Annotated in this window: 21 protein-coding genes and 1 pseudogene; 10 read left to right on the forward strand and 12 right to left on the reverse strand. The window is 41.6% G+C overall.

Annotated elements, in window-relative coordinates:
* Nucleotides 1-2: 2 nt before the first annotated feature.
* Nucleotides 3-3,392 (reverse strand): ABC transporter permease/M1 family aminopeptidase, encoded by a 3,390-nt coding sequence (locus tag DMB45_RS07645; RefSeq protein ID WP_181416499.1) that lies wholly within the window; start codon nt 3,390-3,392, stop codon nt 3-5.
* 269 nt (nt 3,393-3,661) lie between these two features.
* Here DMB45_RS07645 and rplU point away from each other — a divergent pair, with 269 nt between their 5' ends.
* The 6 genes from rplU (at nt 3,662) to DMB45_RS07675 (ending at nt 7,262) form a co-directional block, all read left to right on the forward strand.
* The gene (rplU, locus tag DMB45_RS07650; RefSeq protein WP_041502054.1) at nt 3,662-3,973 is read left to right on the forward strand and encodes a 50S ribosomal protein L21; all 312 of its coding nucleotides are present in this window, start codon (nt 3,662-3,664) and stop codon (nt 3,971-3,973) included.
* A 33-nt stretch (nt 3,974-4,006) separates the two neighbouring features.
* Complete coding sequence (gene rpmA / locus DMB45_RS07655; RefSeq protein WP_041502055.1) at nt 4,007-4,267, forward strand: 50S ribosomal protein L27; 261 nt, start codon at nt 4,007-4,009, stop codon at nt 4,265-4,267.
* 135 nt (nt 4,268-4,402) lie between these two features.
* Entirely contained in the window at nt 4,403-5,677 is a 1,275-nt protein-coding gene (gene serS, locus DMB45_RS07660; RefSeq protein WP_041505409.1) for a serine--tRNA ligase, read from the forward strand.
* Nucleotides 5,678-5,751: 74 nt separating this feature from the next.
* Nucleotides 5,752-6,054, forward strand: a complete 303-nt coding sequence (locus DMB45_RS07665; RefSeq protein ID WP_041502057.1) for a DUF4286 family protein — start codon at nt 5,752-5,754, stop codon at nt 6,052-6,054.
* Nucleotide 6,055: 1 nt separating this feature from the next.
* Nucleotides 6,056-6,610 (forward strand): crossover junction endodeoxyribonuclease RuvC, encoded by a 555-nt coding sequence (gene ruvC / locus DMB45_RS07670; RefSeq protein ID WP_041502058.1) that lies wholly within the window; start codon nt 6,056-6,058, stop codon nt 6,608-6,610.
* Between the two features lie 31 nt (nt 6,611-6,641).
* Entirely contained in the window at nt 6,642-7,262 is a 621-nt protein-coding gene (locus tag DMB45_RS07675) for a LysE family translocator (protein WP_041505408.1), read from the forward strand.
* On the opposite strand, the gene DMB45_RS07680 is transcribed toward DMB45_RS07675, so the two are convergent.
* On the reverse strand, nt 7,259-8,212 hold the full coding sequence (locus DMB45_RS07680) for a GNAT family N-acetyltransferase (protein WP_041502060.1): 954 nt from the start codon (nt 8,210-8,212) through the stop codon (nt 7,259-7,261). The two genes, DMB45_RS07675 and DMB45_RS07680, sit on opposite strands and share 4 nt — an antisense overlap.
* A 90-nt stretch (nt 8,213-8,302) precedes the next feature.
* On the reverse strand, nt 8,303-9,118 hold the full coding sequence (locus DMB45_RS07685) for a 1-acyl-sn-glycerol-3-phosphate acyltransferase (protein WP_082032868.1): 816 nt from the start codon (nt 9,116-9,118) through the stop codon (nt 8,303-8,305).
* A 146-nt stretch (nt 9,119-9,264) separates the two neighbouring features.
* On the opposite strand from DMB45_RS07685, the gene DMB45_RS07690 reads away from it, so the two are divergent.
* Nucleotides 9,265-10,956, forward strand: coding sequence for a tetratricopeptide repeat protein (locus tag DMB45_RS07690; protein ID WP_041502062.1), 1,692 nt, complete (start codon nt 9,265-9,267; stop codon nt 10,954-10,956).
* Nucleotides 10,957-11,032: 76 nt separating this feature from the next.
* On the opposite strand, the gene DMB45_RS07695 is transcribed toward DMB45_RS07690, so the two are convergent.
* From DMB45_RS07695 to thrS, 7 genes and pseudogenes are all read right to left on the reverse strand, one after another.
* Nucleotides 11,033-12,370, reverse strand: a complete 1,338-nt coding sequence (locus DMB45_RS07695) for a PhoH family protein (RefSeq protein ID WP_041502063.1) — start codon at nt 12,368-12,370, stop codon at nt 11,033-11,035.
* Between the two features lie 69 nt (nt 12,371-12,439).
* Nucleotides 12,440-13,813, reverse strand: coding sequence for a signal peptidase I (gene lepB / locus DMB45_RS07700; RefSeq protein WP_110688630.1), 1,374 nt, complete (start codon nt 13,811-13,813; stop codon nt 12,440-12,442).
* Nucleotides 13,814-13,881: 68 nt separating this feature from the next.
* On the reverse strand, nt 13,882-14,613 hold the full coding sequence (gene dapB, locus DMB45_RS07705; RefSeq protein WP_041502209.1) for a 4-hydroxy-tetrahydrodipicolinate reductase: 732 nt from the start codon (nt 14,611-14,613) through the stop codon (nt 13,882-13,884).
* 144 nt (nt 14,614-14,757) lie between these two features.
* Nucleotides 14,758-15,111 carry a 50S ribosomal protein L20 gene (rplT, locus tag DMB45_RS07710; protein WP_041502065.1) on the reverse strand — a complete coding sequence of 118 codons (354 nt, stop codon included), beginning with the start codon at nt 15,109-15,111 and terminating at the stop codon, nt 14,758-14,760.
* A 90-nt stretch (nt 15,112-15,201) separates the two neighbouring features.
* Nucleotides 15,202-15,396 carry a 50S ribosomal protein L35 gene (gene rpmI / locus DMB45_RS07715; RefSeq protein WP_041502066.1) on the reverse strand — a complete coding sequence of 65 codons (195 nt, stop codon included), beginning with the start codon at nt 15,394-15,396 and terminating at the stop codon, nt 15,202-15,204.
* Nucleotides 15,397-15,455: 59 nt separating this feature from the next.
* Nucleotides 15,456-15,989, reverse strand: a pseudogene (gene infC, locus DMB45_RS07720) (translation initiation factor IF-3); the annotation flags it as partial.
* Nucleotides 15,990-16,017: 28 nt separating this feature from the next.
* On the reverse strand, nt 16,018-17,970 hold the full coding sequence (thrS, locus tag DMB45_RS07725) for a threonine--tRNA ligase (RefSeq protein ID WP_041502067.1): 1,953 nt from the start codon (nt 17,968-17,970) through the stop codon (nt 16,018-16,020).
* 471 nt (nt 17,971-18,441) lie between these two features.
* Between thrS and DMB45_RS07730 the strand changes: the two genes are divergently transcribed.
* Both DMB45_RS07730 and DMB45_RS07735 read left to right on the forward strand, forming a co-directional pair.
* Nucleotides 18,442-18,660 carry a hypothetical protein gene (locus DMB45_RS07730; RefSeq protein WP_146216428.1) on the forward strand — a complete coding sequence of 73 codons (219 nt, stop codon included), beginning with the start codon at nt 18,442-18,444 and terminating at the stop codon, nt 18,658-18,660.
* 117 nt (nt 18,661-18,777) lie between these two features.
* Nucleotides 18,778-19,272, forward strand: a complete 495-nt coding sequence (locus DMB45_RS07735) for a hypothetical protein (RefSeq protein WP_041502069.1) — start codon at nt 18,778-18,780, stop codon at nt 19,270-19,272.
* A 740-nt stretch (nt 19,273-20,012) separates the two neighbouring features.
* Here the strand turns inward: DMB45_RS07735 and DMB45_RS07740 are convergent.
* Complete coding sequence (locus DMB45_RS07740) at nt 20,013-20,648, reverse strand: redox-sensing transcriptional repressor Rex (RefSeq protein ID WP_041502070.1); 636 nt, start codon at nt 20,646-20,648, stop codon at nt 20,013-20,015.
* Between the two features lie 264 nt (nt 20,649-20,912).
* Here DMB45_RS07740 and DMB45_RS07745 point away from each other — a divergent pair, with 264 nt between their 5' ends.
* A complete protein-coding gene (locus DMB45_RS07745) occupies nt 20,913-22,187 on the forward strand; it encodes a bifunctional folylpolyglutamate synthase/dihydrofolate synthase (protein WP_110688631.1) in 1,275 nt (424 codons plus the stop codon).
* 69 nt (nt 22,188-22,256) lie between these two features.
* On the opposite strand, the gene DMB45_RS07750 is transcribed toward DMB45_RS07745, so the two are convergent.
* Complete coding sequence (locus DMB45_RS07750) at nt 22,257-22,679, reverse strand: META domain-containing protein (RefSeq protein ID WP_041502072.1); 423 nt, start codon at nt 22,677-22,679, stop codon at nt 22,257-22,259.
* Nucleotides 22,680-22,800: the final 121 nt, after the last annotated feature.

The following is a 22,800-nucleotide window of genomic DNA, read 5'->3' on the forward strand; positions in this document are numbered from 1 at the left end:
TCTTACTCTACCTTAACCCATTTTACCGCATCGGCAGCCAACACCTCCCCGGGTAAAAGTCCCTTGTCCTGAAGCATGAGCTTCACATTGCCCGGAGAAAGCTCATACCTTCCCGAAAAAATCCATCCATAAAAAAAATCAGAACCTCTCCCCTCTTTTCTTCCCTCCAACTCGATCTCTTCTTGCTCCCCGTTTGCCCGATGTAATTTAACCGTTAATATATTATCTTTCCAATACTGATCAGTAATGAAAACTATTTTATCTTCTACATTATCATGAAAGAAAGAGTATTCCACCGATGGAGCATCCTTCCATTTCCGAGAATTTCCATCAATAGAAACATGTTTGATAAACAACTCGTACGTACCCGCTTCCTGAATCGAGGCATTCCACTCTACCTGAGACTTACCTCTACCGCTACCCTTACTGTAAAAACTTCTTACCACATCCCCATAAGCATCGTACGAAGCAAAAAGTGTCCAACGCCATTCGGATTGCTTCGGAGGATAAGAATTGTATTTTTTATCCTTAGCCGGCTTTTCGAAATAAGACGACCGCTCTTCCCGGATCACAAATCCCTCGTCCTCGTTATCCACGATAATTTCATTAGCAGGGGGCATAAAACAAGTCGTGTCGATCTCTCGAATCGTATCTCGATCTACCCACACTTTTCCCTCATCCCAAATGACAAACTCTTCCGGTAAATTCTTAGATAAACCGAGGTAAATTGAAAACTGCGAAAATCCATCTTTAAACGGGACGGCTAACGCAACCTCCAGACAAGCACGAGGAGCAATCGTGATGTATTTTAACGCAGAGGTTTTTGCAAACTGATAATTCACGGAAACCATTCCCTCTACCTCACTTTTATTCCAAACTTTAAAATAAACTGTAGCCAGCTCTTTTTCCTTATCCCCATTTATTTCTATATCCCGAACCACGAAAGAAGGAATCCCTTTCCCCGTGTACCATCTATTCAATACAGGATAAATATCTATATCAAAACGACGATTCAACTCGCTACAAAACAGGTCAAAATCGACCTCTTTGTGTTTATAACGTTCCGTAAAGCTATCGACAAAGCGATTCAACGAATCTCCCACCAAACTTAGTAAACGATTTCTCAACTCTTTTCCTTTCACGTCTACAATACTCTTTATTTCAGGAACCACCTCTCCCGGTTGAAACGCTTGTTCCAAGCTCTTCTCCGAAAGAAATTCAATTGCCTTCATATCCCTTACTATTTTGAACCATATATTACTCGCAAGTGACTCATCCGTCTTCATCACGTTAAACAGTGAATTAATCATGGGATACCGGAAAGAACTCAACAAGACAGTACCCTCTTTTCCCAAAAAAGAACAATCGTATTTATTCCAGGAAGATGCCGTGATAGAAGAACGATCCTCGTTTTTTTTCATAAAAGACAACCAGGAAAAAAAATTCTTTTCTCGTTCCGCTCTATAAAACAAATTAAAATTTTTTACAATTAGGTCAGATTCAACTTCAGCCAACGGCATAGCTTTCACCGCATCCCATAACATATCTTTCATGTCTTCAGTGATTTGCGCCAAATCTCTCTGTATCTTTTTTTCTAAGATGTCTTTGTAATCCGTCAATCGGCTGGTTCGCCGTTCCGATACAAAAAAGAGCTCCGGGTGGACGTAATCGGTTCCCTCTCTCCACCGGCGAATAAAAGTATGAAAAGAAACAGGAACTTCTACAAGCTGCACCTTCCCGTACGGATACTTATAATAAGTTGTAAATAACCATTTGATTCTTTCTACGGATTGTGTTTTTCCTTCCTCTGAAGCCAAAAATGCCCCTTGACAGGGGATCTCTCCCCGGGGATAGTAATATTCACTTAAAAAATCCAGAGCTCGAAACTGTTCTTTATCCATGTCGCCCATCACTAACGTTATTCCAAAAAGATTCTGCTTGTTATCGAAACGGATCGTATCCTCCTTTACGGACATCTCTCCCTGCGAAAGAACTGTTTTTTGAACGGGATCTACCACGGTCAACCGGTATAACGTGTAATCACGACGGGACATCCAGGGAAAACCGATGTTAGTAACCGGTATCGTCGTGGGATACCAGATCGTTTCAGGAGTCAACAAGGTAAAAGCGTCCGTCAAAAAGAAAAAACGATGACCTAAACATAACATGTTGTTAAAATCCATCTCGTTAAACTCTTTATTCTCGATATCGGGATAACAAATAAAAGGATCGATCTTTCCCGAATAACTCATGGTTACCGATAAACTATCACCCGGCTGCAACCCATACGGAATAATTATTACCTGCTCCTCTCGCTCGAAGGACATCTCCCTTCCGTCTATTGTCAAGCCGGAAAGCTCCAACCCCGGGTTCAGGTAAAACAGTAGCGTATCTATCGCCGTGAGGTTCCGATTTTCGATCATGAGCTTACTGGTCGAAGATAAACGTTCTCCTTCCTGACGAAACGTGATCTCGTGTTTATTCGTGTTCACCTTGGGAGTATTATCGTACCGTTCGTAAATAGACCGATAATGATCCCGAAGTTCATTATGACGTTCAAAAGGGAAAAGATAACAACAAGCGGTGACTATACCTGCCCAAAAACAAACGGGTATAATCCATCCGACGTACTTCCGCTTTTCGGATAATCGTTTGAAACCGACAACGGAAAGAGCGAATAACCCCAGGGCAAACCAAACAAACACCAAGCGCTGCAAAAGATAACTTCCTATTCCGGGATGTCCCGCTATGGGCGAAAATACATTCGGTATACGCGAAGCCGTAAAATCACCTATCCCGTGAGCTAAAAACGGAAGTAGCATTAAAGTTCCCCACAAACATAACAATAACAACAACAGAGCAAAAACCCGTGACCGCACGAAAATCTTTATACATACAATCCATGCCGTGGTAAAAAAAATGGCCGGTAGTGTTAAGGTAAAGAAATAAAACAGATACAATAAAGGAGAAAATACCGCATCCGTCGCAGAAACGTGAAGGATCGATGTTAACACCATTAACACGATATCCAGCACAATCAAAATTTTCACAACAGCTAATCCCTTTCCCAACACGTATTCCACATTAGTGACAGAACGTGTCAATAAAGCTTCATTCGTGTTTTTTTGCGGTTCCCTTCTTATAAAATCACCCGCTATAAATATAGATAGAAAGGCTTGAAAAATGCAAAATAAATAAGCATTCGTGTAGGGGATGGCAGAAGGAATATCCAATCTAAAGGCGTAAGAAGCAATACGCCAGTCACTATGCGCAAACACGTGAAAACTTAAAATTCCCCCGATTAGCAAAAACGCCAGAAAAACGAAAATACCGCTTCTCCTTACGATTCTTTCCTCGTACTTGGCTACCAGATCGATATGATTAAAATTCATTATCCCCATCTTTACAATTTAGAAAACAAATACAACATTTTAAGCGAAAGTAAAACGTCAAGATCTTCAAATAAGACGACAATACAGCTATTAAATATATATATATTTTTATAAATAAAACAATGACAAATCACCATCATTGATTTTTCCAGCGAAAAGATTGCTATTCAAAAAACTATTATTACCTTTGCCGAGCGAAAATTTAACCTCAGGGGTATGAAAAGCGGAATCATCCCACCCCATGGTATTAACTTTAATAATAAAAAACAATGTACGCTATTGTAGAAATCGCAGGACAGCAGTTCAAAGTAGAAAAAGACCGTAAAGTCTATGTACACAGACTGGAAGCAGAAGAAGGCTCACAAGTAGAATTTGACAAAGTATACTTGGTGGAAAACGAAGGTCAGGTAAAAGTCGGAACTCCTATTGTAGAGGGAGCAAAGGTTACGGCCAAAGTACTATCCCACTTAAAAGGGGACAAGGTAATCGTTTTCAAAAAGAAAAGAAGAAAAGGTTACGCTAAGAAACAAGGTCATCGTCAATATTTGACTCAGCTTCAAATTGAAGAGATCAACGCTTAATTTATTTTGTAACTTCTAAAATTTTAATACGATATGGCACATAAAAAAGGAGTAGGTAGCTCTAAGAACGGTCGTGAATCTGAAAGTAAACGATTAGGAGTGAAGGTTTTTGGCGGACAGTTTGCCAAAGCCGGTAATATTATCGTTCGTCAAAGAGGAACCCAACATCACCCGGGATTAAACGTGGGCATGGGTAGAGATCATACTTTATTTGCTTTGATTGACGGAAACGTTGTTTTCACCAGAAAACAAGGAGATAAATCTTACGTCTCCATAGAACCTATTGCAGAATAAATAGAAAAATGCAAAATATTTAAACTCCTGCCTCTTAAAGACAGGAGTTTTTTTTATTTTTACAACCGCAAACAAGAGTTTCGGATCGACAACTTAATGACCGGAATCCAACGTAAATCATAAATCGAAATCGATATGTTGAATTTAAAATTTATTCAAGAGAACAAAGAGACGGTTATTCGAAAATTAGCCGTCAAGAACTTTGATGCAAAGGAATTGGTGGAAAAAATCATATATCTCGATGATGCGAGAAAAAATCTTCAAAAAGAATCGGACGACAAGCTGGCAGAAATGAACACGATCTCCAAACAGATCGGGTTATTCATGAAAGAGGGGAAAAAAGCCGAAGCCGAGACGGCTAAAGCACAAACCACCCGCTTAAAGGAAGAGATTGCCGCTTTAACGACGAGACACAGTGACACCTTAGCAGAATTGAACGAACTAATCGTCAGACTCCCGAATCTTCCGCACGATTGTGTTCCTCCCGGTAAAAGTGCAGCAGACAACGTGATCGTAAAGATCAGCGATAATATTCCGGTCCACGAGGAAGGCCAATTAGCCCATTGGGATCTGGCAAAAAAATATCAATTGATAGATTTCGAGGTGGGCGTAAAAATCACGGGAGCCGGATTTCCTGTATACAAGGGATTAGGGGCCCGTTTACAAAGAGCATTAATCTATTTCTTTCTCGAAGAAAATACAAAAGCAGGATACGAAGAGGTCATGCCTCCTTTGGTCGTCAATGAAGATTCCGGCTTCGGAACCGGACAATTGCCGGACAAAGAGGGACAGATGTATTACGTTAACGAGGACCGACTCTATCTTATCCCGACTGCGGAGGTTCCCGTTACCAACCTGTACCGTGACGTGATTCTGGATGCGGAACAATTGCCGATTAAAAATACCGCCTATACGGCTTGTTTCCGGCGGGAAGCCGGTTCTTACGGAAAGGACGTGCGCGGTCTGAACCGCCTGCACCAATTCGATAAGGTGGAAATCGTCCAGATTACCCGTCCGGAAGTATCCTACGAAGCCTTGGACGGTATGGTTAAACACGTGGAAAGTTTATTGATCCAATTAGGCCTTCCCTATCGGATCGTTCGTCTTTGTGGCGGAGATATGAGCTTTACCTCTGCTTTAACCTATGACTTCGAAGTTTATTCGAAAGCACAAGACCGTTGGTTAGAGGTAAGCTCCGTATCCAACTTCGAAGAGTTCCAAGCCAACCGTTTGAAATTACGGTTTAAAAACAAAGGAGACAAAAAGACAACGCTGGCGCATACTCTGAACGGCAGTTCGTTAGCCCTTCCCCGTATCGTGGCCGCTTTGTTGGAAAACAACCAAAGTCCCGAAGGCATTCGCGTGCCGGAAGTATTGCAGCCGTTTATGAAAACCGATTTGATAAAATAATAACCATTACCTCTGAAAGCCGAATTGTTTATAATCGGGCTTTTAGAGGTAAACAGTTCATTCCCATATTATCCATGCGCTACGTTTACAACACCACCTTCCACGTGGAAAACGACACAGAAGCTTCCTTGATCAACTGGATGCAAAATCATCACCTTCCCGCTATTCGGGAGAAAGGATTATGTAGCGATATACTGTTCACCCGGATAAAAACACAAGAACCGCAAGGCAAATCGTTCTCCTTGCAATTGATCTTTCCGGCAGAAAAAGATTATCAGGCTTTCCTCGAAAAACATCAGGAGGAGTTATTGAAAAAGCTACTCGATCAATTCGGTCGACAAGTTCTCTATTTCAGCACCTTATTGGAGGAAATATAACATGGAAAAACTCATAATGGGAATCGACCCGGGCACTAATTTTATGGGGTATGCCATCATTCGGACTACCGGGAAAAATTGCAGGCCGGAACTTGTCGTTTCCGGAGTCGTCGATATGAAAAAAGTAGAAGATCCTTATCTTAAACTACAACGTATTTTTCAACGTACCCTACAAGTCATCGATAGTTATCACCCGGATGAATTAGCCATTGAATCCCAATTCTACGGGAAAAATATTCAATCCATGCTAAAATTGGGTCGCGCGCAAGGGGTTGCCATTGCTGCGGCCCTACAACGTAATATTCCCATATTCGAGTACGCTCCTAAAAAAATTAAAATGAGCATCACGGGAACCGGAGAAGCTTCTAAAGAACAAATCGCCTTGCTTTTAGGCAAATTCATGGTCATGCCGGATACGATCTCCACGTTGGACGAAACGGACGCTATTGCCATCGCCTATTGTCACCATTTGCAAGGCTCCCTACCCACAACCGGAGGTTCCAAATGCAAGGATTGGGATGATTTCATCAAGCAGAATCCGGATAAACTGATTTGACAGCTTTTAAACGAACGTAAAAGAGGGAAACATGAACATAATCGGATTTTTAAGTGCTTCCATTCTATTGACCTTAATGCCGGGACCGGATATATTGTTCGTGATCACGCAAAGTATCCTCCGGGGAAAAAAAGCGGGAATCATATTCGCCACGGGATTGTGTACCGGATTGATCGTCCACACGGCAGCCGTAAGTTTAGGACTCTCCCTCTTGTTATACCAATCTCCGATAGCATTCATCATACTGAAATTCATGGGAGCCGCCTACCTGATTTACCTGAGCGTCCAATCTTTCCTTCACAGGAATTCGGACACACTTGCCATGTCCCGGCATCAGCAGGCAGAACAAAAATTATACAAGAAAGGGATATTAATGAATATTTTGAATCCGAAAGTGCTCCTTTTCTTTATAGCCTTCTTTCCTCAATTCGTAAATCCGACAAAAACGAACGTCTCGGGGGAACTTCTCCTCCTCGGCGTCCTATTCATGCTCCAGGCCTGGTTCGTATTCTCGTTTGTGGCTATCCTCTCAGACAGACTATCCCGTCGCCTGATGCAACAGAAACACTTCTCCTTAGCCATGCATTACATCGAATCTCTCGTCTATTTAACCATCGGCATCAGTCTCATATTCGTCGGCATCTCATACTAAAAACGTCTTAAACGCAATATTCTCGGAATGTAGGTTGAAATATGGCGAGCCTTTTTCGTTTCGTAAACATCCTCGATTTTAATGATAATCGCCGTCTCTTCCACCCCTCCGAATGTCGGGTTAATGGCCGTACCGAAAGTCCTCATGGAAGGAGAGAGACTCATGTAAGCGTTCACCAAAGGCGGGATATTCTCTCCGTGCTCCCGAACGCATTTGGATAAGATCTTATAATCCTCCTCGTAATTGGCACCGATCAGAATCCGGCTGAATTTTTTCTCGTCAATATGAATCTCTAAAGGACGAATCGGTTCTACAAGTCTTTCCCGGTCTCTAAAATATTTCCTCATAAAGTAAAGTATAAGATCCCGGGCCTCCCGGTTAAAACTCGTGTACATCGTCACTTTGCCGAAAAAATATTTCATCTCGGGATTTTCAACGGTTAAAGCTCCCAATCCATCCCACAAATTATCCAAAGCAAACAAAGACTTGCGTCCCATTTTCGTAGATTGATAAAGCGGTTGCACGAAAGAACGCCCTAACTCGATCATCTTCGTCAGGTACTCTTTCTTAAATTTCTCCGACAATCTAAAAAGTTCAGTGGTAGCTAAATTCGGTTCTCCTTCCGCGTTCAAAGAAAGATTATCGCACAATATGTAGCGATACCCTCCCAATATCTCACACTCCTTCGGGTCCCAAACAATCAATTGCTGGTAAGGTGTGCACTCGTCCGTATCAAACTCATCGATATCGACAGCCTTACCGGTTCCTCCTCCTGCCGTACGAAAGGTCAACTCGCGTAAGCGACCTATCTCTTGCATGACACAAGGAGCGTTATGGGCATTCAAAGAGTAAATCTCATTCCCTCCCTTATTCGTCTTGCGAACAAACTTGTCTTCCGTCAACTCGGCGATCAGTTTCGCCTTTTCCACAGGATATATAACCGGTTGCATGGTATCACGATTTATCTACGCACAAAAATAAAAAAAATATAGAGTTTTACCTTTCATTCCAGACTTTTAATTGCCTGTCAAAACGAACCTCTACATCCGATAAACCATATCCCGGATAATCTTTGCCCACTCTTTGGAGGTCTTGCTATTGTCTAAAGTCTGCCACGGTATGGGCTTTCCTATCTTTATCGTAAAGGAGGCTCCTCTTTTTTTAAAGGTCTCTTTCGGTAAAAACATCATCTCTATATTTATTTTTAAACCGATCCTGGTTCGAAAATTCGCCAGATTATAAAAAAAGTTCGAATTTCTTCCGACAACCCGTATCGGCACGATATCCCGATGATGTTTGACCGCTTTACTGACGAAACTCTTTTGCCATTCAGGATCTTGTATCACACCATGATACTTACGACTTACCATACCGGCAGGAAACATGATCACCTGACAATCGGAAGCATACGCCTCATCGATAGCCGCAGCAGCCTCCTTCGCCAACCCTCCGTGCTTGTTAACCGGCAAAAAGATATTGTTCAAATTTTTCAGGTTCATCAACAAATCATTGACCGGAAACTTTAAATTCGGATATTTCTGACCCAAAAAAGAGATCAAAATGATTCCGTCAGGTCCTCCTAAAGGGTGATTGGAGGCAAAAATATATCTCCCGTCAGGATCCGGCAGATTCTCCGCACCCTCTACCTGAAAGGATATATCCAAATATTCTAATATACCGTCGGAAAAATCCAGTCCCTTCCGATCCCCGTATTTAGAGATAAAATCATTTATTTGATCCTGGCAAATAACTCTCTTTAAAAAAGAATACACAAAACCGGGAATCCATCTGGCCAATTTAGGATTCTTACTTTCAAAAAGTTTTTCTATATAGACAGGCTTAACTCTATCTTCCATCATCAATCTATTCAAAAATCAAAATTTCGGACAAAGATAAAAATAAATTTTACAAACCTTATTCATTTAAATTCGTTAGAGTGATTATGAAATAGTGAACAGAAGAATTAAATGAAGAAAATAAGTTAAACTAAAAAAAGAGTATTATGAAAAAACTAACCTTAATAACTAGTAGCGCATTCATTCTTGCACTCTCATTCCTAATGGGAAGCTGTAATTCCATGAAAAAATTGGAAAGAGAAGCCATCGAAACGGCCGTTATAGGACAGGTAAGTCCGGAACAACTCATTTCGGTGGACGGGACTGTAAACTTCAACTACAATATTGCTTTCGCACCGAAACAATTTTATAAAAAATTGACATTAAAAGTGACTCCCAAAATGCAATATCCCGGCGGTGAAGAAGTTTTATCTCCCCTTTACTTCCAGGGAGAAAAAGTAAAAGGTACGAACTATCCGGTGATAGAATACAAAGGGAACACATTCTCCACGCACAACCTGTCCTTCCCGTTTAAAGAAGGGATGCAAAAAGGCGTATTGATGGCAGACATCGAAGCGATGATGGGCGACAAGTCGGTAACCCTGACTCCCGCTATTTTAAACTCCAATGGAGTAAAAGTATGGAAAACATATGCCTATTCCATTCCTTCCGATCCTAACGCAATCCCCCTATTCACGGAAACATTCGTAAAAGATGTCCCGGCTACGGGTGTCGGAGTGGTAAGCGGTTACGTACTTTTCCCCTTAGCGCAATCCGTTATTCCTGATGCACAGAAAAAATCAAACATCATGATGCAGGCAAGCAAACAGATGAAAGCAGTTTTGGCAGATAAAAACGCTCGAATTACCAATATGATCATGTTCGTTTCCAGTTCACCGGAAGGAGCCGAAAGATTAAACAAAAACCTGACGACCAACCGGTTTAAAACGTCAAAAGCCTTCTTCGAAAAGGACTTAGGCTTTACCAATACCCCCATGGCTAAAAATTCCAAATTCATCGTGGCTAATACGGTAAACGAAAACTGGGAAGGTCTTTACTTATTACTCAACGACTCTAACATCAAGGATAAGGAGATGATGGTAAGAGAGATGAAAAATGCCACGACCAATGCCCAACGCGAAGCTCTATTGGAATCGTACATCAAAAAAGTTCCGCAACTGAAAGATGTCATTCTTCCCGTACTCCGCAGAGCTGACTTTTTCGTATTCTACACGGTACCCGCAACCATTCAGGTTGAAAATCAGGTAACGGCTTATTATTTACCACAATTGCAGGAAAATTCCGTACTCTCTTCACAAACGGATGCAAACTTATTAAACGATTTAGCTGCAATGGCCATCCAGAATAAAGAATACGGTAAAGCCAAAAAATTATTGGAATCTGCCCTTGTTATGAAACAACAACCGGAAACATACAATAATTTGGGTATAACCTATATGAAAGAAGGCAACAAAGCAAAAGCAAAAGAGATGTTCGGTAAGGCCTCCGTCAAAAAAGAAGCTAAATACAATATGGGATTAATCCTCATGCAGGAAGGTAATTATAAACAAGCCATCCCCTATTTGAAAGAGATGCCGGATATCAACTTAGCTTATTCCCAATTAATGGCCGGAGATAACCGTGCCGCTTTAGATACGTTCAAAAAATTAAATTTGACAAACGGTTATGAATACTATTTGATGGCCATCGCTGCCGCCAGAGTAAAGGATACCTCTGCTATGGCCATGGCATTACAAAAAGCCATTCAAATGGAGCCTCAATTAAAGGAAAAAGCTACCACCGACAGAGAGTTCTATCCGTACGCTCAAGAGACTGTCTTTATGGACATTGTAGAGTAACAACAGCTTTTATATAATAAAAGAGGTGACCGGAATCCCGGTCACCTCTTTTCTTTATCGATCACGTGACGACAAGTTACAACAAATTACTTGCCACCTCGGCCAAGTAGCTTCTCTCCCCTTTCTCCAAATGCACATGGGCGAAAATATCCTGTCCCTCCATCCGGTCAAACAGATGGGACAAGCCATTGGATTGCCGGTCCAAGTACGGAGAATCGATTTGATCAAGGTCTCCGGTAAATACCATTTTTACCCCTTCTCCGGCACGGGTGATAATCGTTTTAACCTCATGGGGGGTCAAGTTTTGAGCCTCGTCCACGATAAAAAAGACATCGGACAAACTCCTGCCCCGTATAAAAGCCAAGGCAGAAATCACCAACCTCTCATCTTTCAGCATATCGTCTATCATGCGGCTTTCCTGGCTATGCATATTGTAGCGGTGTTTTATCACCCCCAGATTATCGAACAGAGGTTGCATATAAGGACTGACTTTTTCGGTCGCATCTCCGGGCAAATACCCCAAATCCTTATTGGAGAGAGCCACGATAGGACGTGCCAAGTATATTTGTTCGAAATTCTTATTCTGTTGCAAAGCGGCAGCTAAGGCAAGCAACGTCTTTCCGGTACCGGCTTTTCCGCTAAGGGCGACCAAGGATATATCCGGATTGAGTAAAGCATCCATGGCAAAAGCCTGTTCCGAATTTTTCGGGTATATTCCGAAAGCGTTCAATTTTTCCACTTTACGAACTACCTGTTTCACAGGATCATAACAGGCAAGCACCGAATTACTGCCGTTCTTCAGAATATAGTACCGGTTTCCTTTAATCTCCTGTCCCGGAAAAAAAGTAGCAACGGGAATTCCCCCGTTATTTTCATACAGTTTGGCGATCAATTCCGGTGAAAAATCCTCTATCGTAACGACGCTTTTATTCAAAAAAGTGTCTAAGTTCTTTACTTGATCGGTCTTATAGTCTTCAGCCTGAACACCTAAAGATTTAGCCTTCATCCTAAGATTCATGTCTTTCGTGACCAAGATTACCTTCTCGCCCTCTTTCTTTTTACTTAAATATTCAGCCACGGCCAATATTCGGTGATCAGGAATATCATCGCTAAAAGAAATTTTCATCTCGTCAGAAAAAGGGACTCCCGGTTGGATAAACAATCTTCCCATCCCTTTTCCCAAAGAAGCTCCCTTAACGAAAAAATCCTGTCCCGCAATCTGGTCTAATTCGCGAACAAATTCGCGGGCATGGAAATTGATCTGATCGTTTCCCCGTTTAAACTTATCTAACTCCTCCAACACGACAATAGGAATAACGATATCATTATTCTCGAAATTATAAATTGACTTGTAATCATGAAGAATAACATTCGTATCTAATACAAATGTCTTTTTATTATTTTTAGCAGTCATTGTATATGTATTTTTTACACCGACAAAATAATAAATTAAATCGTATTAAAAAAACGGCTGAGCCGTTTTTTAATGAATAAACCGGAACATTCTGTTCCATCGTATCTTACTTAAGAATGATTTATCAGGATCTAAGGACAGCCAGATAAAATACGCCTTTCCGACGATATGATCTTCTGGAACAAATCCCCAATAACGGGAATCCGCCGAATTATGCCTGTTATCTCCCATCATCCAGTAATAATCCATCTTAAATGTATATTGGTCAGTCGGCTGACCATTGATATAAATGACAGAATCCTTCACCTCCAATTTATTCTCCTCGTATGTTCCGATCACTCGTCTGTAAAGAGGTAGATTTTCCAAAGTTAAAGTTACAGTCTCTCCCTTCTTAGGTATGGGAAGAGGGCCGAAATCATCTCTTGTCCATGGATAATCGGAACTATACGGAAATACCTGCTCGCTACTCCGCTCCCTCGTCACAGAAATCACATTCGGAAGAGCCTTTACCTTTTTCAACATCTCTACGGTCAAAGGTACAATGTAAACATCTCCGTAATTCATCCTCAAATCCTCGTAAGAAACCCCCATATCATGCAATTTAGCCAAATCCAATGGACGATTTGTTTTTATGATGTACTTGTATTGCATCCCTTTGCTGTCCTCCGCTTTCTCTCCATTCACGTAAAGTTGAGCATCTCTCATCTCCAACACATCCCCCGGCATTCCGACCGCCCGTTTAATATAATTCTCCCTTTTGTCCACGGGACGAGTTATAACCCGGTATTTTTTCTTCAAAGCATTTCCCGCGTACAAAGCGGCTTCCTCGTCGGACAACATGTATCCTAAACCCGCTCCTGCATTTTTAACCTTTATGGCTTCGTCTCTTACCTGAGAATAATAATCCGGATTCTCCATGCCGAGTACCACGGTATCTCCGGCCGGAAAATTAAACACGACAATATCGTTCCGGCTAACTTTTCCCGTACCGGCAATTCGTTTATAAGGCCATTGTATGGCTTCGGAATACGCCTTGGCAGATGTCGTAAAAGGTAACGTATGATGAGTAAAAGGTACCGACAACGGGGTATTCGGCAATTTAGGACCATAAGCCAATTTGCTCACGAAAAGATAATCTCCGACCATCATCGATTTCTCCATGGAGGAAGTAGGTATGGTATAGGCTTCAAAGAAAAACATACGAATCAAGGTAGCCGCAACAATAGCAAAAATCAAGGCATCGATCCACTCAACCACCTTTGTTTGTTTTTCTACCCCTCTCTTCTTCCAAAACGCCCAATGTATTTTTTTCGTAATATAAATATCAAAAATAACAGGTACGCCTAATAATAGCCACCAGGAACTTACCCAACAAGTCCACAATAAATATACCAATAAAACGATCCCGAATTTAAACCATTTGTTTATTAAGATATCTCTCATATTTTTCTATTTAGATTTACGATCTATTCCTTCTCCGTCCAAACGGAAAAGTGCATACAAACCGCCCATTATTTATTATTGTCCAAATGCAATAAATCTTCCATTCCGTAGACACCCTTTCTGCCGACCAAGAACTCCGCAGCCATTATGGCCCCCAACGCAAAACCCTCTCTTGAAAGAGCCGAATGATAAATCTTGATCTCATCCGCATCGGATTGATACGTTACCGAATGTATACCAGGCACCTCCCCCTCCCGTTTTGCCGTAATAGGGATTTCCCCCTCTCTTACCGGTTCTCCGTCCAACTTCCACGAAGAATATTTCCCGTGCTGTTCCATGATCCCTTCTGCCAAGGCAATGGCCGTTCCGCTCGGAGCATCTAACTTATGAATATGGTGCGTCTCTTCCACGAATACTTTATAACCTTCGAAGCGGGACATCGTCTTGGCTAACCAACGATTCAAATGGAAAAATATATTGACACCGATACTGAAATTAGAAGCATAAAAAAAACTACCCTGCAATTCCTTACACATGCCAATCACTTCCTCCCAACGATTCAACCAACCGGTCGTACCGGAAACCACTGGAATTCGGTTACGAAAACACCAGGTATAGTTATCCACGGCTGCAGCCGGCATCGTAAACTCAATCGCCACATCCGCTTCGCGTAACCGCTCGTCCTGTTCGACAGAACGGTCATGGTCATCCGCGATAAAAACCACTTCATGCCCTCTCTCACAAGCCATACGCTCGATCGCCTTTCCCATTTTACCGTAACCCAATAATGCTATTTTCATCATGTTAAAAATTTTACCTGCCCCCCGGATTCCCCCCTTCCATCGTACCATTGCTTTATTCGGAACTCTACGCCACAAAGTTAACATTTAAAAATAAAAAAAGGCCACCTTACGGCAGCCTTTTTAATCGATATTTCATAATCACTATGCTAACTCTTTCACTTTCGCAACAACAGCTTTGAAAGCTTCCGGTTGATTCATCGCTAAATCAGCCAAAACTTTACGGTTCATATTAATCTCTGCTTTATGAACTAAGCCCATAAATTTGGAATAAGACAAACCCTCCATTCTGACAGCAGCATTAATTCTCTGAATCCACAATGCTCTAAATTCTGATTTTTTCTTCTTTCTGTCACGGTACGCGTATAATAAACCTTTCTCATACGTGTTTTTGGCAACCGTCCAGACGTTCTTTCTTGCTCCAAAGTTTCCTCTGGTCTGTTTTAAAATCTTTTTTCTGCGTGCTCTCGAAGCAACGGCATTTTTAGCTCTTGGCATACTCTTTTGTTTTTTGAATGTTAGCGTTCCAATGGAAACTTCTATTTAAGCTTAACATTCTGGTTAATAACTGTTTAATTTAAAATAATCTTACATGCAAAGCATCTCTTTCACGCCCTTTACATTCGCTTGATCTACAATTGTCGAATGAGTAAGATTTCTCTTTCTTTTTGTGCTCTTTTTCGTCAAAATATGACTCTTAAAAGCATGTTTTCTTTTAATCTTCCCCGTAGCGGTCAAGGTAAACCTTTTTTTCGCGCTACTTACGCTCTTCATCTTTGGCATCTGTTCTAATTTTAATTGTGTTTCAGAAAAATATAATTATAAAATATCGATCAAAATTACTTTTTAGGAGCAATAACCACAATCATCTTTTTCCCTTCCAATTTCGGAGCTGACTCTACCTTCCCGTAATCATCCAATTCACTGATGAAACGCTCTAAAAGATCGGATCCCTGATCCTTAAACAATATAGAACGTCCTTTAAAAAACACGTATGCCCTCACTTTCGCCCCTTCTTCCAAAAAACCTCTGGCGTGCTTTAATTTAAAGTTAAAATCATGCTCATCCGTTTGCGGTCCGAACCGAATCTCTTTTATTACCACTTTAACACTTTTCGCCTTGATCTCTTTCTGCTTCTTTTTTAACTGATACAGAAATTTGCTGTAATCAATCACCCGGCAAACAGGTGGATCCGCGTTAGGAGAAATCTCTACCAGATCGGCTCCCGCAGCCTCCGCTATCGCTAAGGCCTCTTTCAAAGAATAAACCCCCGGTTCTACATTTTCTCCAACGACTCTCACAGAGGCAGCTCTGATCTGCTCGTTTATTCTGTGCTGTGGCTTGTCATTTTGACCTCTAAAGCCCCTACTTTCCATTGTTCGTGCTATAATTAATCCTCCTTTATTAGTAATTATAGATAGAGTCCAGCTGGGATTCTACCTCTTTATTTATCATTGTCGCAAATTCTTCCGGTGTCATAGATCCTTTATCTCCCTCTCCCTGACGTCTCACGGAAACCCTATGCTCGTTCATCTCCTGTTCCCCGACAATCAACATATACGGGATCTTTTTCAACTCGTTATCACGTATCTTCCGACCAATCTTTTCGTTACGATCGTCTAAGACGGTGCGAATATCGTAATTATTTAACAAATTCAAAACATTTTGAGCATATTCGTTGTATTTTTCACTGATCGGAAGAATAACAACCTGCTCCGGAGTCAACCACAAGGGGAATTTCCCCATCGTGTGTTCGATCAAAACAGCAACAAAACGCTCCATACTTCCGAAAGGCGCCCGATGAATCATAACGGGACGATGTTTTTGATTATCGGCTCCGGTATATTCCAATTCGAAACGCTCCGGCAAGTTGTAATCCACCTGAATCGTTCCTAACTGCCATTTCCGGCCGATGGCATCCTTTACCATAAAGTCCAACTTCGGGCCGTAAAAAGCAGCTTCTCCCAACTCTACGGTGGTATTCAACCCTTTCTCCTCGGCAGCCTCTATAATAGCTCGTTCGGCCTTCTCCCAATTCTCATCCGTACCGATATATTTCTCTTTATTGTTCGGATCCCGTAAAGAGATCTGAGCCGTATAATCTTTAAAATCAAGAGCCTTAAATATAATGAAAATAATATCGATTACCTTTTTAAACTCCTCTTTCAACTGATCCGGAGTACAGAAAAGATGCGCGTCATCCTGCGTAAATCCGCGTACCCTCGTCAACCCGTGCAACTCCCCGCTTTGCTCGTAACGATATACCGTACCGAACTCGGCAAAACGCACCGGGAGATCTTTATAGGAACGAGGTTTAAATTTATATATCTCACAATGATGAGGACAGTTCATCGGTTTCAACATGAACTCCTCTCCCTCCTGCGGAGTGGTGATTACTTGAAAACTATCTTTTCCGTACTTCTGAAAATGCCCGGAAGTCTTATACAAATTTACATTACCGATATGAGGCGTAATGACTTGCTCGTATCCATACTTTTTCTGTACTTTCCGCAAGAACGCTTCCAAACGATCCCTGAGCATCGCCCCTTTCGGCAACCACATGGGTAAACCGGAACCCACGGCCTGAGAAAAAGTAAACAACTCCATCTCTTTACCTATTTTCCGGTGATCCCGTAATTTAGCCTCCTCCATCATCTGCACCCACTCCTCCAACATCTTCTGTTTCGGGAAAGTGATTCCGTATACGCGGGTCAACATCTTGTTGTGTTCGTTCCCTCTCCAGTATGCGCCGGCAACGCTGGTTAACTTAATAGCCTTTATATAGGAGGTATTGGGCAGATGCGGTCCGCGACACAAATCCGTAAAATCCCCCTGTCGATAATAGGTGATCGTTCCATCCTCCAGATCATTGATCAATTCGACCTTATAGGTTTCATCCAAAGATGAAAAATGATCCAACGCCTCCCGCTTACTAACATCTATCCTGCAATATTCTTCGTTCTTTCTCGCTAACTCCAACATCTTTTTCTCGATTGCCACAAGATCTTTTTCCTGGATGGATACCCCCTCACCCGGATCTACATCATAATAAAAACCGTTTTCGATCGAAGGGCCTATCCCGAATTTTATTCCCGGATAGAGTTCTTGCAAAGCTTCTGCCATAAGATGTGCAGACGAGTGCCAGAAAGCATGGCGTCCTTCCTCATCATCCCACGTGTTTAGCTTAATCTCGGCATCTGTCGTAATTCCCCGCGTCAAGTCCCACGTGACTCCATTTACGGATATTGACAATACCTCCTTAGCCAACTTAGGACTAATCGACTTCGCTATGTCCAAACCGGTAATCCCGGATTCAAACTCTTTTACATTCCCGTCAGGAAATTTAATCTTTACCATTTACGCTTTCTTTTAGTTACTACTAATGTAATTTACAATTTGCAAAGGTAGCAAAAACCATCGGAATAACAAAAGAAAAAGCCTTCCAATAAACGATCTATATCAACAAAATCAATCCGAAACGATCCTCAGAATTCTCTCCTGTTTTTTTCCGCACCTGAATCAATAATCCCAAAATAATACTTTTACAAGAACAAGGATACGGTGAGAATTGGAAATTAGTAGCATTGCCTTGTTCCGTGCCACTTGTAAACGCGTATCTTTTCTGTGTCGTTCAGTCGTTATTCATTATCATCGTAATAACGGATTTCTCTCGTCGGGAAAATACGGGCGGCAGTTTAGAATCTATTAATGTCCGCCCGATGTATAGCGGGCGCGATATGACTAAATTTCGTACGGTGGTTATTCGTCCGAATCAACGAGTTCTTTTTTCGCAGGGAGTAAAGTTTCGTGGTAAAGATTCTGTCGTTTTTGAACCATCGAGTTACTTATCCGGGTGGTAATTTTACGAGTCGAATATTAGATATAGACAGTTTGAAGTTTTCATTGAACACGTTTCAAGAACCGGATGTATTTTTAGAACACTTTGCCCAGGCCAAACCGAAAGGAATTAAAGCGTATTTCCAAAGTGATTTTTATTTTAATCCGGATTTAAAATTATCCGATTTAAGCTGGCTGAGCATGGAGTAGCTCATGTCCGTTTTATCGAAACCCCGGTATCTTTTTTATTGGAGTTTAATGAAGGAAAATTCATGAGTGGACAAGTGGAACCAGGAATGACATTTTTACCGGAAAAAAGGGTTCGGCATGGAATTGATGGGAATACTGAACATTCCCATTTCCTCAAAAGGAGAAAAAGACAATAGAAGAGTCAGATACATCGGTTCATACGACACGGAAAGTGAATATTTCCACGAGATCGGACAATCCATCGCCTTAAAAATGGCAGTAGAAACAGTAGGAGCCGATGCACAGATCAGTCATCCGTTATTGAAATGGAGAAAAACAGGAAAGTGGAAATACACTCTCTGGAATGCCATGGCGATGTTTTACGACACTCGTTCAAATGTATATTCCGCAAAGTACCCCTTTGCAGATTTTCTGTTTAGAACTTTATATTCCGACAAATCGCATTTTGTATCCGGCCGTCTTGCAAAACCCTTTATTTACAATTTTTCAGGTAGAGACGAGAAACAATTGCAGGCTTACATACGGTATCACAGTTTAGAAAACGCTTTGCAGGACGGGAAGTCGCTCCCAACATTTTATACCATACCGTTCGCGAGAACCTGTTTGAACTAACCAATTACTTGGGTCCAAAGATTTCTTTGGACTCTCTTTTCATGAGATTGGAAGAGGTCTATCACAAGCAACAAGGCATTATCAGCCTCGAGCAATTGGCAAAAGAGCTGAAGATAGAAGGAAACATACGGGATGTGTTTGACAAATGGTTAAGAAGTGGACATAATCAATATTTCGCTGTAAAAGATTTAACACGCAATTTTTACCCCGGAGACGAAGACCATCCGAACGGATGGGTTGAAATAAAAGGGAAAGTAATGAATCGGGGCAAAGAAGGCGGCTTTGTTTTCATGAAGCTAATCACGGGCCGGGGCAAAGAAAATTACGGTTGTTATATTAAACCGGGAGAGGCTAAAGCCTTCAGGTCGATCTCAACAGCAGAAGGATTGTATTATCCGTCGGCTGTTTTAAATACAGGCATGGCCATTAACCGTCCCAATGAATTCTCTTTCATATATAACGAGTTACCCTATTCCGGTAGTAAAGTCGAAAACCCAGCCGGGTGGATCGACATGGACACCTCCGCTTTCCAACCGTCTCACAAAGAAATCATCGTGGACAATTTAGACCCCGATTTCTCGTATGACGACCGAGCCAATCAGACGTTATTTCAAAAATGGTTCGGGGTAAAACGGACAGGGGATTTATACACTAAAAACATGGAAGAACGATTTTGGAATCCTCTTGTCTGTAAAAATTTTTACGGAAAAACAAAAAAAACGGCAATGAAAAGACATTGGTCACTCTTGAGCATGGAGCTTATTAAACAATATGGCCAAATTCGTGTAAATGGTTGTGTTCTGCACGGCAATATGGGAAGGAACTTTTATACGGGCCGGAGTAAAGTTCCATATGGCTTTTATTCCCCAAGCAACCATCAGATCGGCTACTCCCTGGGCACATTCGGCGGGAACCGTAATAATTCCTATGGCCACGTTACATTCGGCAGGCATTCCGCGAAATTGATCGATGTGATAAATTTCAATGTCATTAATCTTCGTTCCGATTTTGGAACGATCCACATCAAATGCCTTCTCTATATTCAACCCGAAATTACGCAGACCTTTATCATGAAGTAACGCACTACCCAAAGAACCTACCCCGACAAGAAAAGCGTTATTGATTTTATTGAACCCTAAGAAATCTTCCAAAATACAGACAAAATTATCCACCTCGTATCCTACTCTCGTCTTGCCCGATATTCCCGTATGAGACAAATCCTTTGTCACTTGCGTCGCATCAATCTCCATGTATTCAGCAATGCGCGTTGAGGAAACATATTTCTCCCCCTGTTTTTGTAAAGTCTTCACAAAAGAAAGATAAGCCGGCATTCGCCTCAATACGGGCACTGGAACTATTTTATTATCACTACTCATAAAGCGTTCAATAATTTCTGCAAAGGTACATCTTTTCGCGAATCATCTGCAAAAAATCATACTATTTCTTTTTTAACATTCCATGCCCATTCCCTCTCCCTCCCATCTCTTACAACATGTTTCTCCTGTAAATAACCCCATCCTTTAAAATTTACAGGAAGCGAAAATAGCACCAGCCGCACGCTGAAATTTCCGATTTCGTATTCTTCTTTACCGTGATTATTGTTACTTTTGCACGCTCAATAAAAAGATTTTGTATCTATCATGAATTACAAAGAAACATTAGAATGGCTTTTTACTCAACTACCGATGTACCAAAGAGAAGGAAAAGCTGCTTATAAAGCTAATTTAGATAATACTTTAAAGTTGGATCAACATTTTGACTCCCCTCATCGTCAATTCAAAACCATACACGTGGCAGGCACGAACGGTAAAGGTTCCGTCTCGCATATGCTGGCCTCCATCCTTCAGGAAGCCGGATATAAAACGGGACTATACACATCTCCCCACTTGAAAGATTTCCGCGAGCGGATCAAAATCAATGGCGAAATGGTCAGTGAAGAATACGTCGTGAATTTTGTAAAAGACAACCGGGATCTTTTTGCCGAGATAAAACCCTCGTTTTTTGAAATGACCGTTGCCATGGCTTTCAAATACTTCGCAGATCAACAAGTAGATATAGCCGTCATCGAGGTCGGGTTAGGCGGCCGGCTCGATTCCACCAATATCATTAAGCCTTTGGCTTCTATCATTACGAACATCTCTTTCGATCACATGGCTCTTCTTGGAGACACGCTCGAGAAAATAGCACGCGAAAAAGCCGGTATCATAAAACCTCAAGTCCCGGTAATTATCGGTACGCGGGATACCGCAACGGATTTCGTTTTCGAGGATAAAGCGGACGAATGCCAATCGCTTCTTGAATTTGCTTCCGACAACTGGGAAGTAAACCGGAATTCTACAAACACCTATACCCTTCACCGTCGAAACGGGATCCTATTCGACAATATCCAACCGGATCTAAAAGGGTTCTACCAACGAAAAAATATTCCGACCGTATTAGAAACCGTTCTAACACTGAAAGAACAAGGGTTGTCTCTCCCGGATCATGCCGTCTACGCCGGGATCGCCCGTACGATACAAAATACCGGTCTGTTAGGACGTTGGCAGGAATTAAAGAAACATCCGTACACGGTATGCGATACCGGACATAATATAGACGGATTGACCGAGGTTGTCGCTCAAATAAATGCTTGTCGATACGAAAAACTACATTTTGTCATCGGTATGGTAAACGATAAAGATGTCGACAGCGTTTTGCATATCCTGCCCAAAGATGCCGCGTACTACTTCTGTAAAGCTTCCATTCCAAGAGCCATGAACGAAAAAATTTTAGCAGAAAAAGCCCGGTCTGTCGGATTAACGGGAGAAACCTTTCCCACGGTAGATGCCGCATATCGAGCCGCACAAAAAGCAGCATCACCCCGAGACATGATTTACATCGGCGGAAGCACTTTTGTCGTTGCCGAAATCGTATAAAAAAACATCCGGCAAATACCGGATGTTTTTTCTATGTACTGAAGAATCAATTGTAAATATTTATTTCAATCACTTTTTCTTTTCTATTTTTTCCGCTTTAAAAACAGCAATCACATTCCCGTCGTTTTTCAAACTCAATTTATCGTTTTTAATTACAAAACGATTCGTTTCGTCCAGCATCTTAAAAAAGGTTACCTCGATATCCATATTAGGACAGGCCATCTTGGTCGCTCCCATCTGACTAAAGGTCAATTTATCCTCCTCCGTGGCATAGGTCCCGAAAAAACGGTTACATCCGGCTTGTCCCGCCACCTTTTTCCCCGCCTTCTCAAAAGTGATACTGACTTGTTGGTTGCTATTTTTCATTTTTAACTCTTTACCGTTCAAACTTTCGGCAACCCAATTCACTCCCGTCAACGGCAAATTTTCCTTAGCCGATTTACACGAGACAGCCCCTAATACCGCCAGACAAAAAAACAAGATTTGTTTCATATTTCTTTTCTCTATTGTTTGGATACTCTTGATTAACCTTTGATTAGTTCTTGTATTTATACAAATTACATGCCAAAACAATCGATAACCCGTTTAAAGGTTCATTTCGTCAAAAAAACAA

Origin of the sequence: Sanguibacteroides justesenii (assembly GCF_003204205.1) — a bacterium.
Taxonomy (GTDB): domain Bacteria; phylum Bacteroidota; class Bacteroidia; order Bacteroidales; family Marinifilaceae; genus Gabonibacter; species Gabonibacter massiliensis.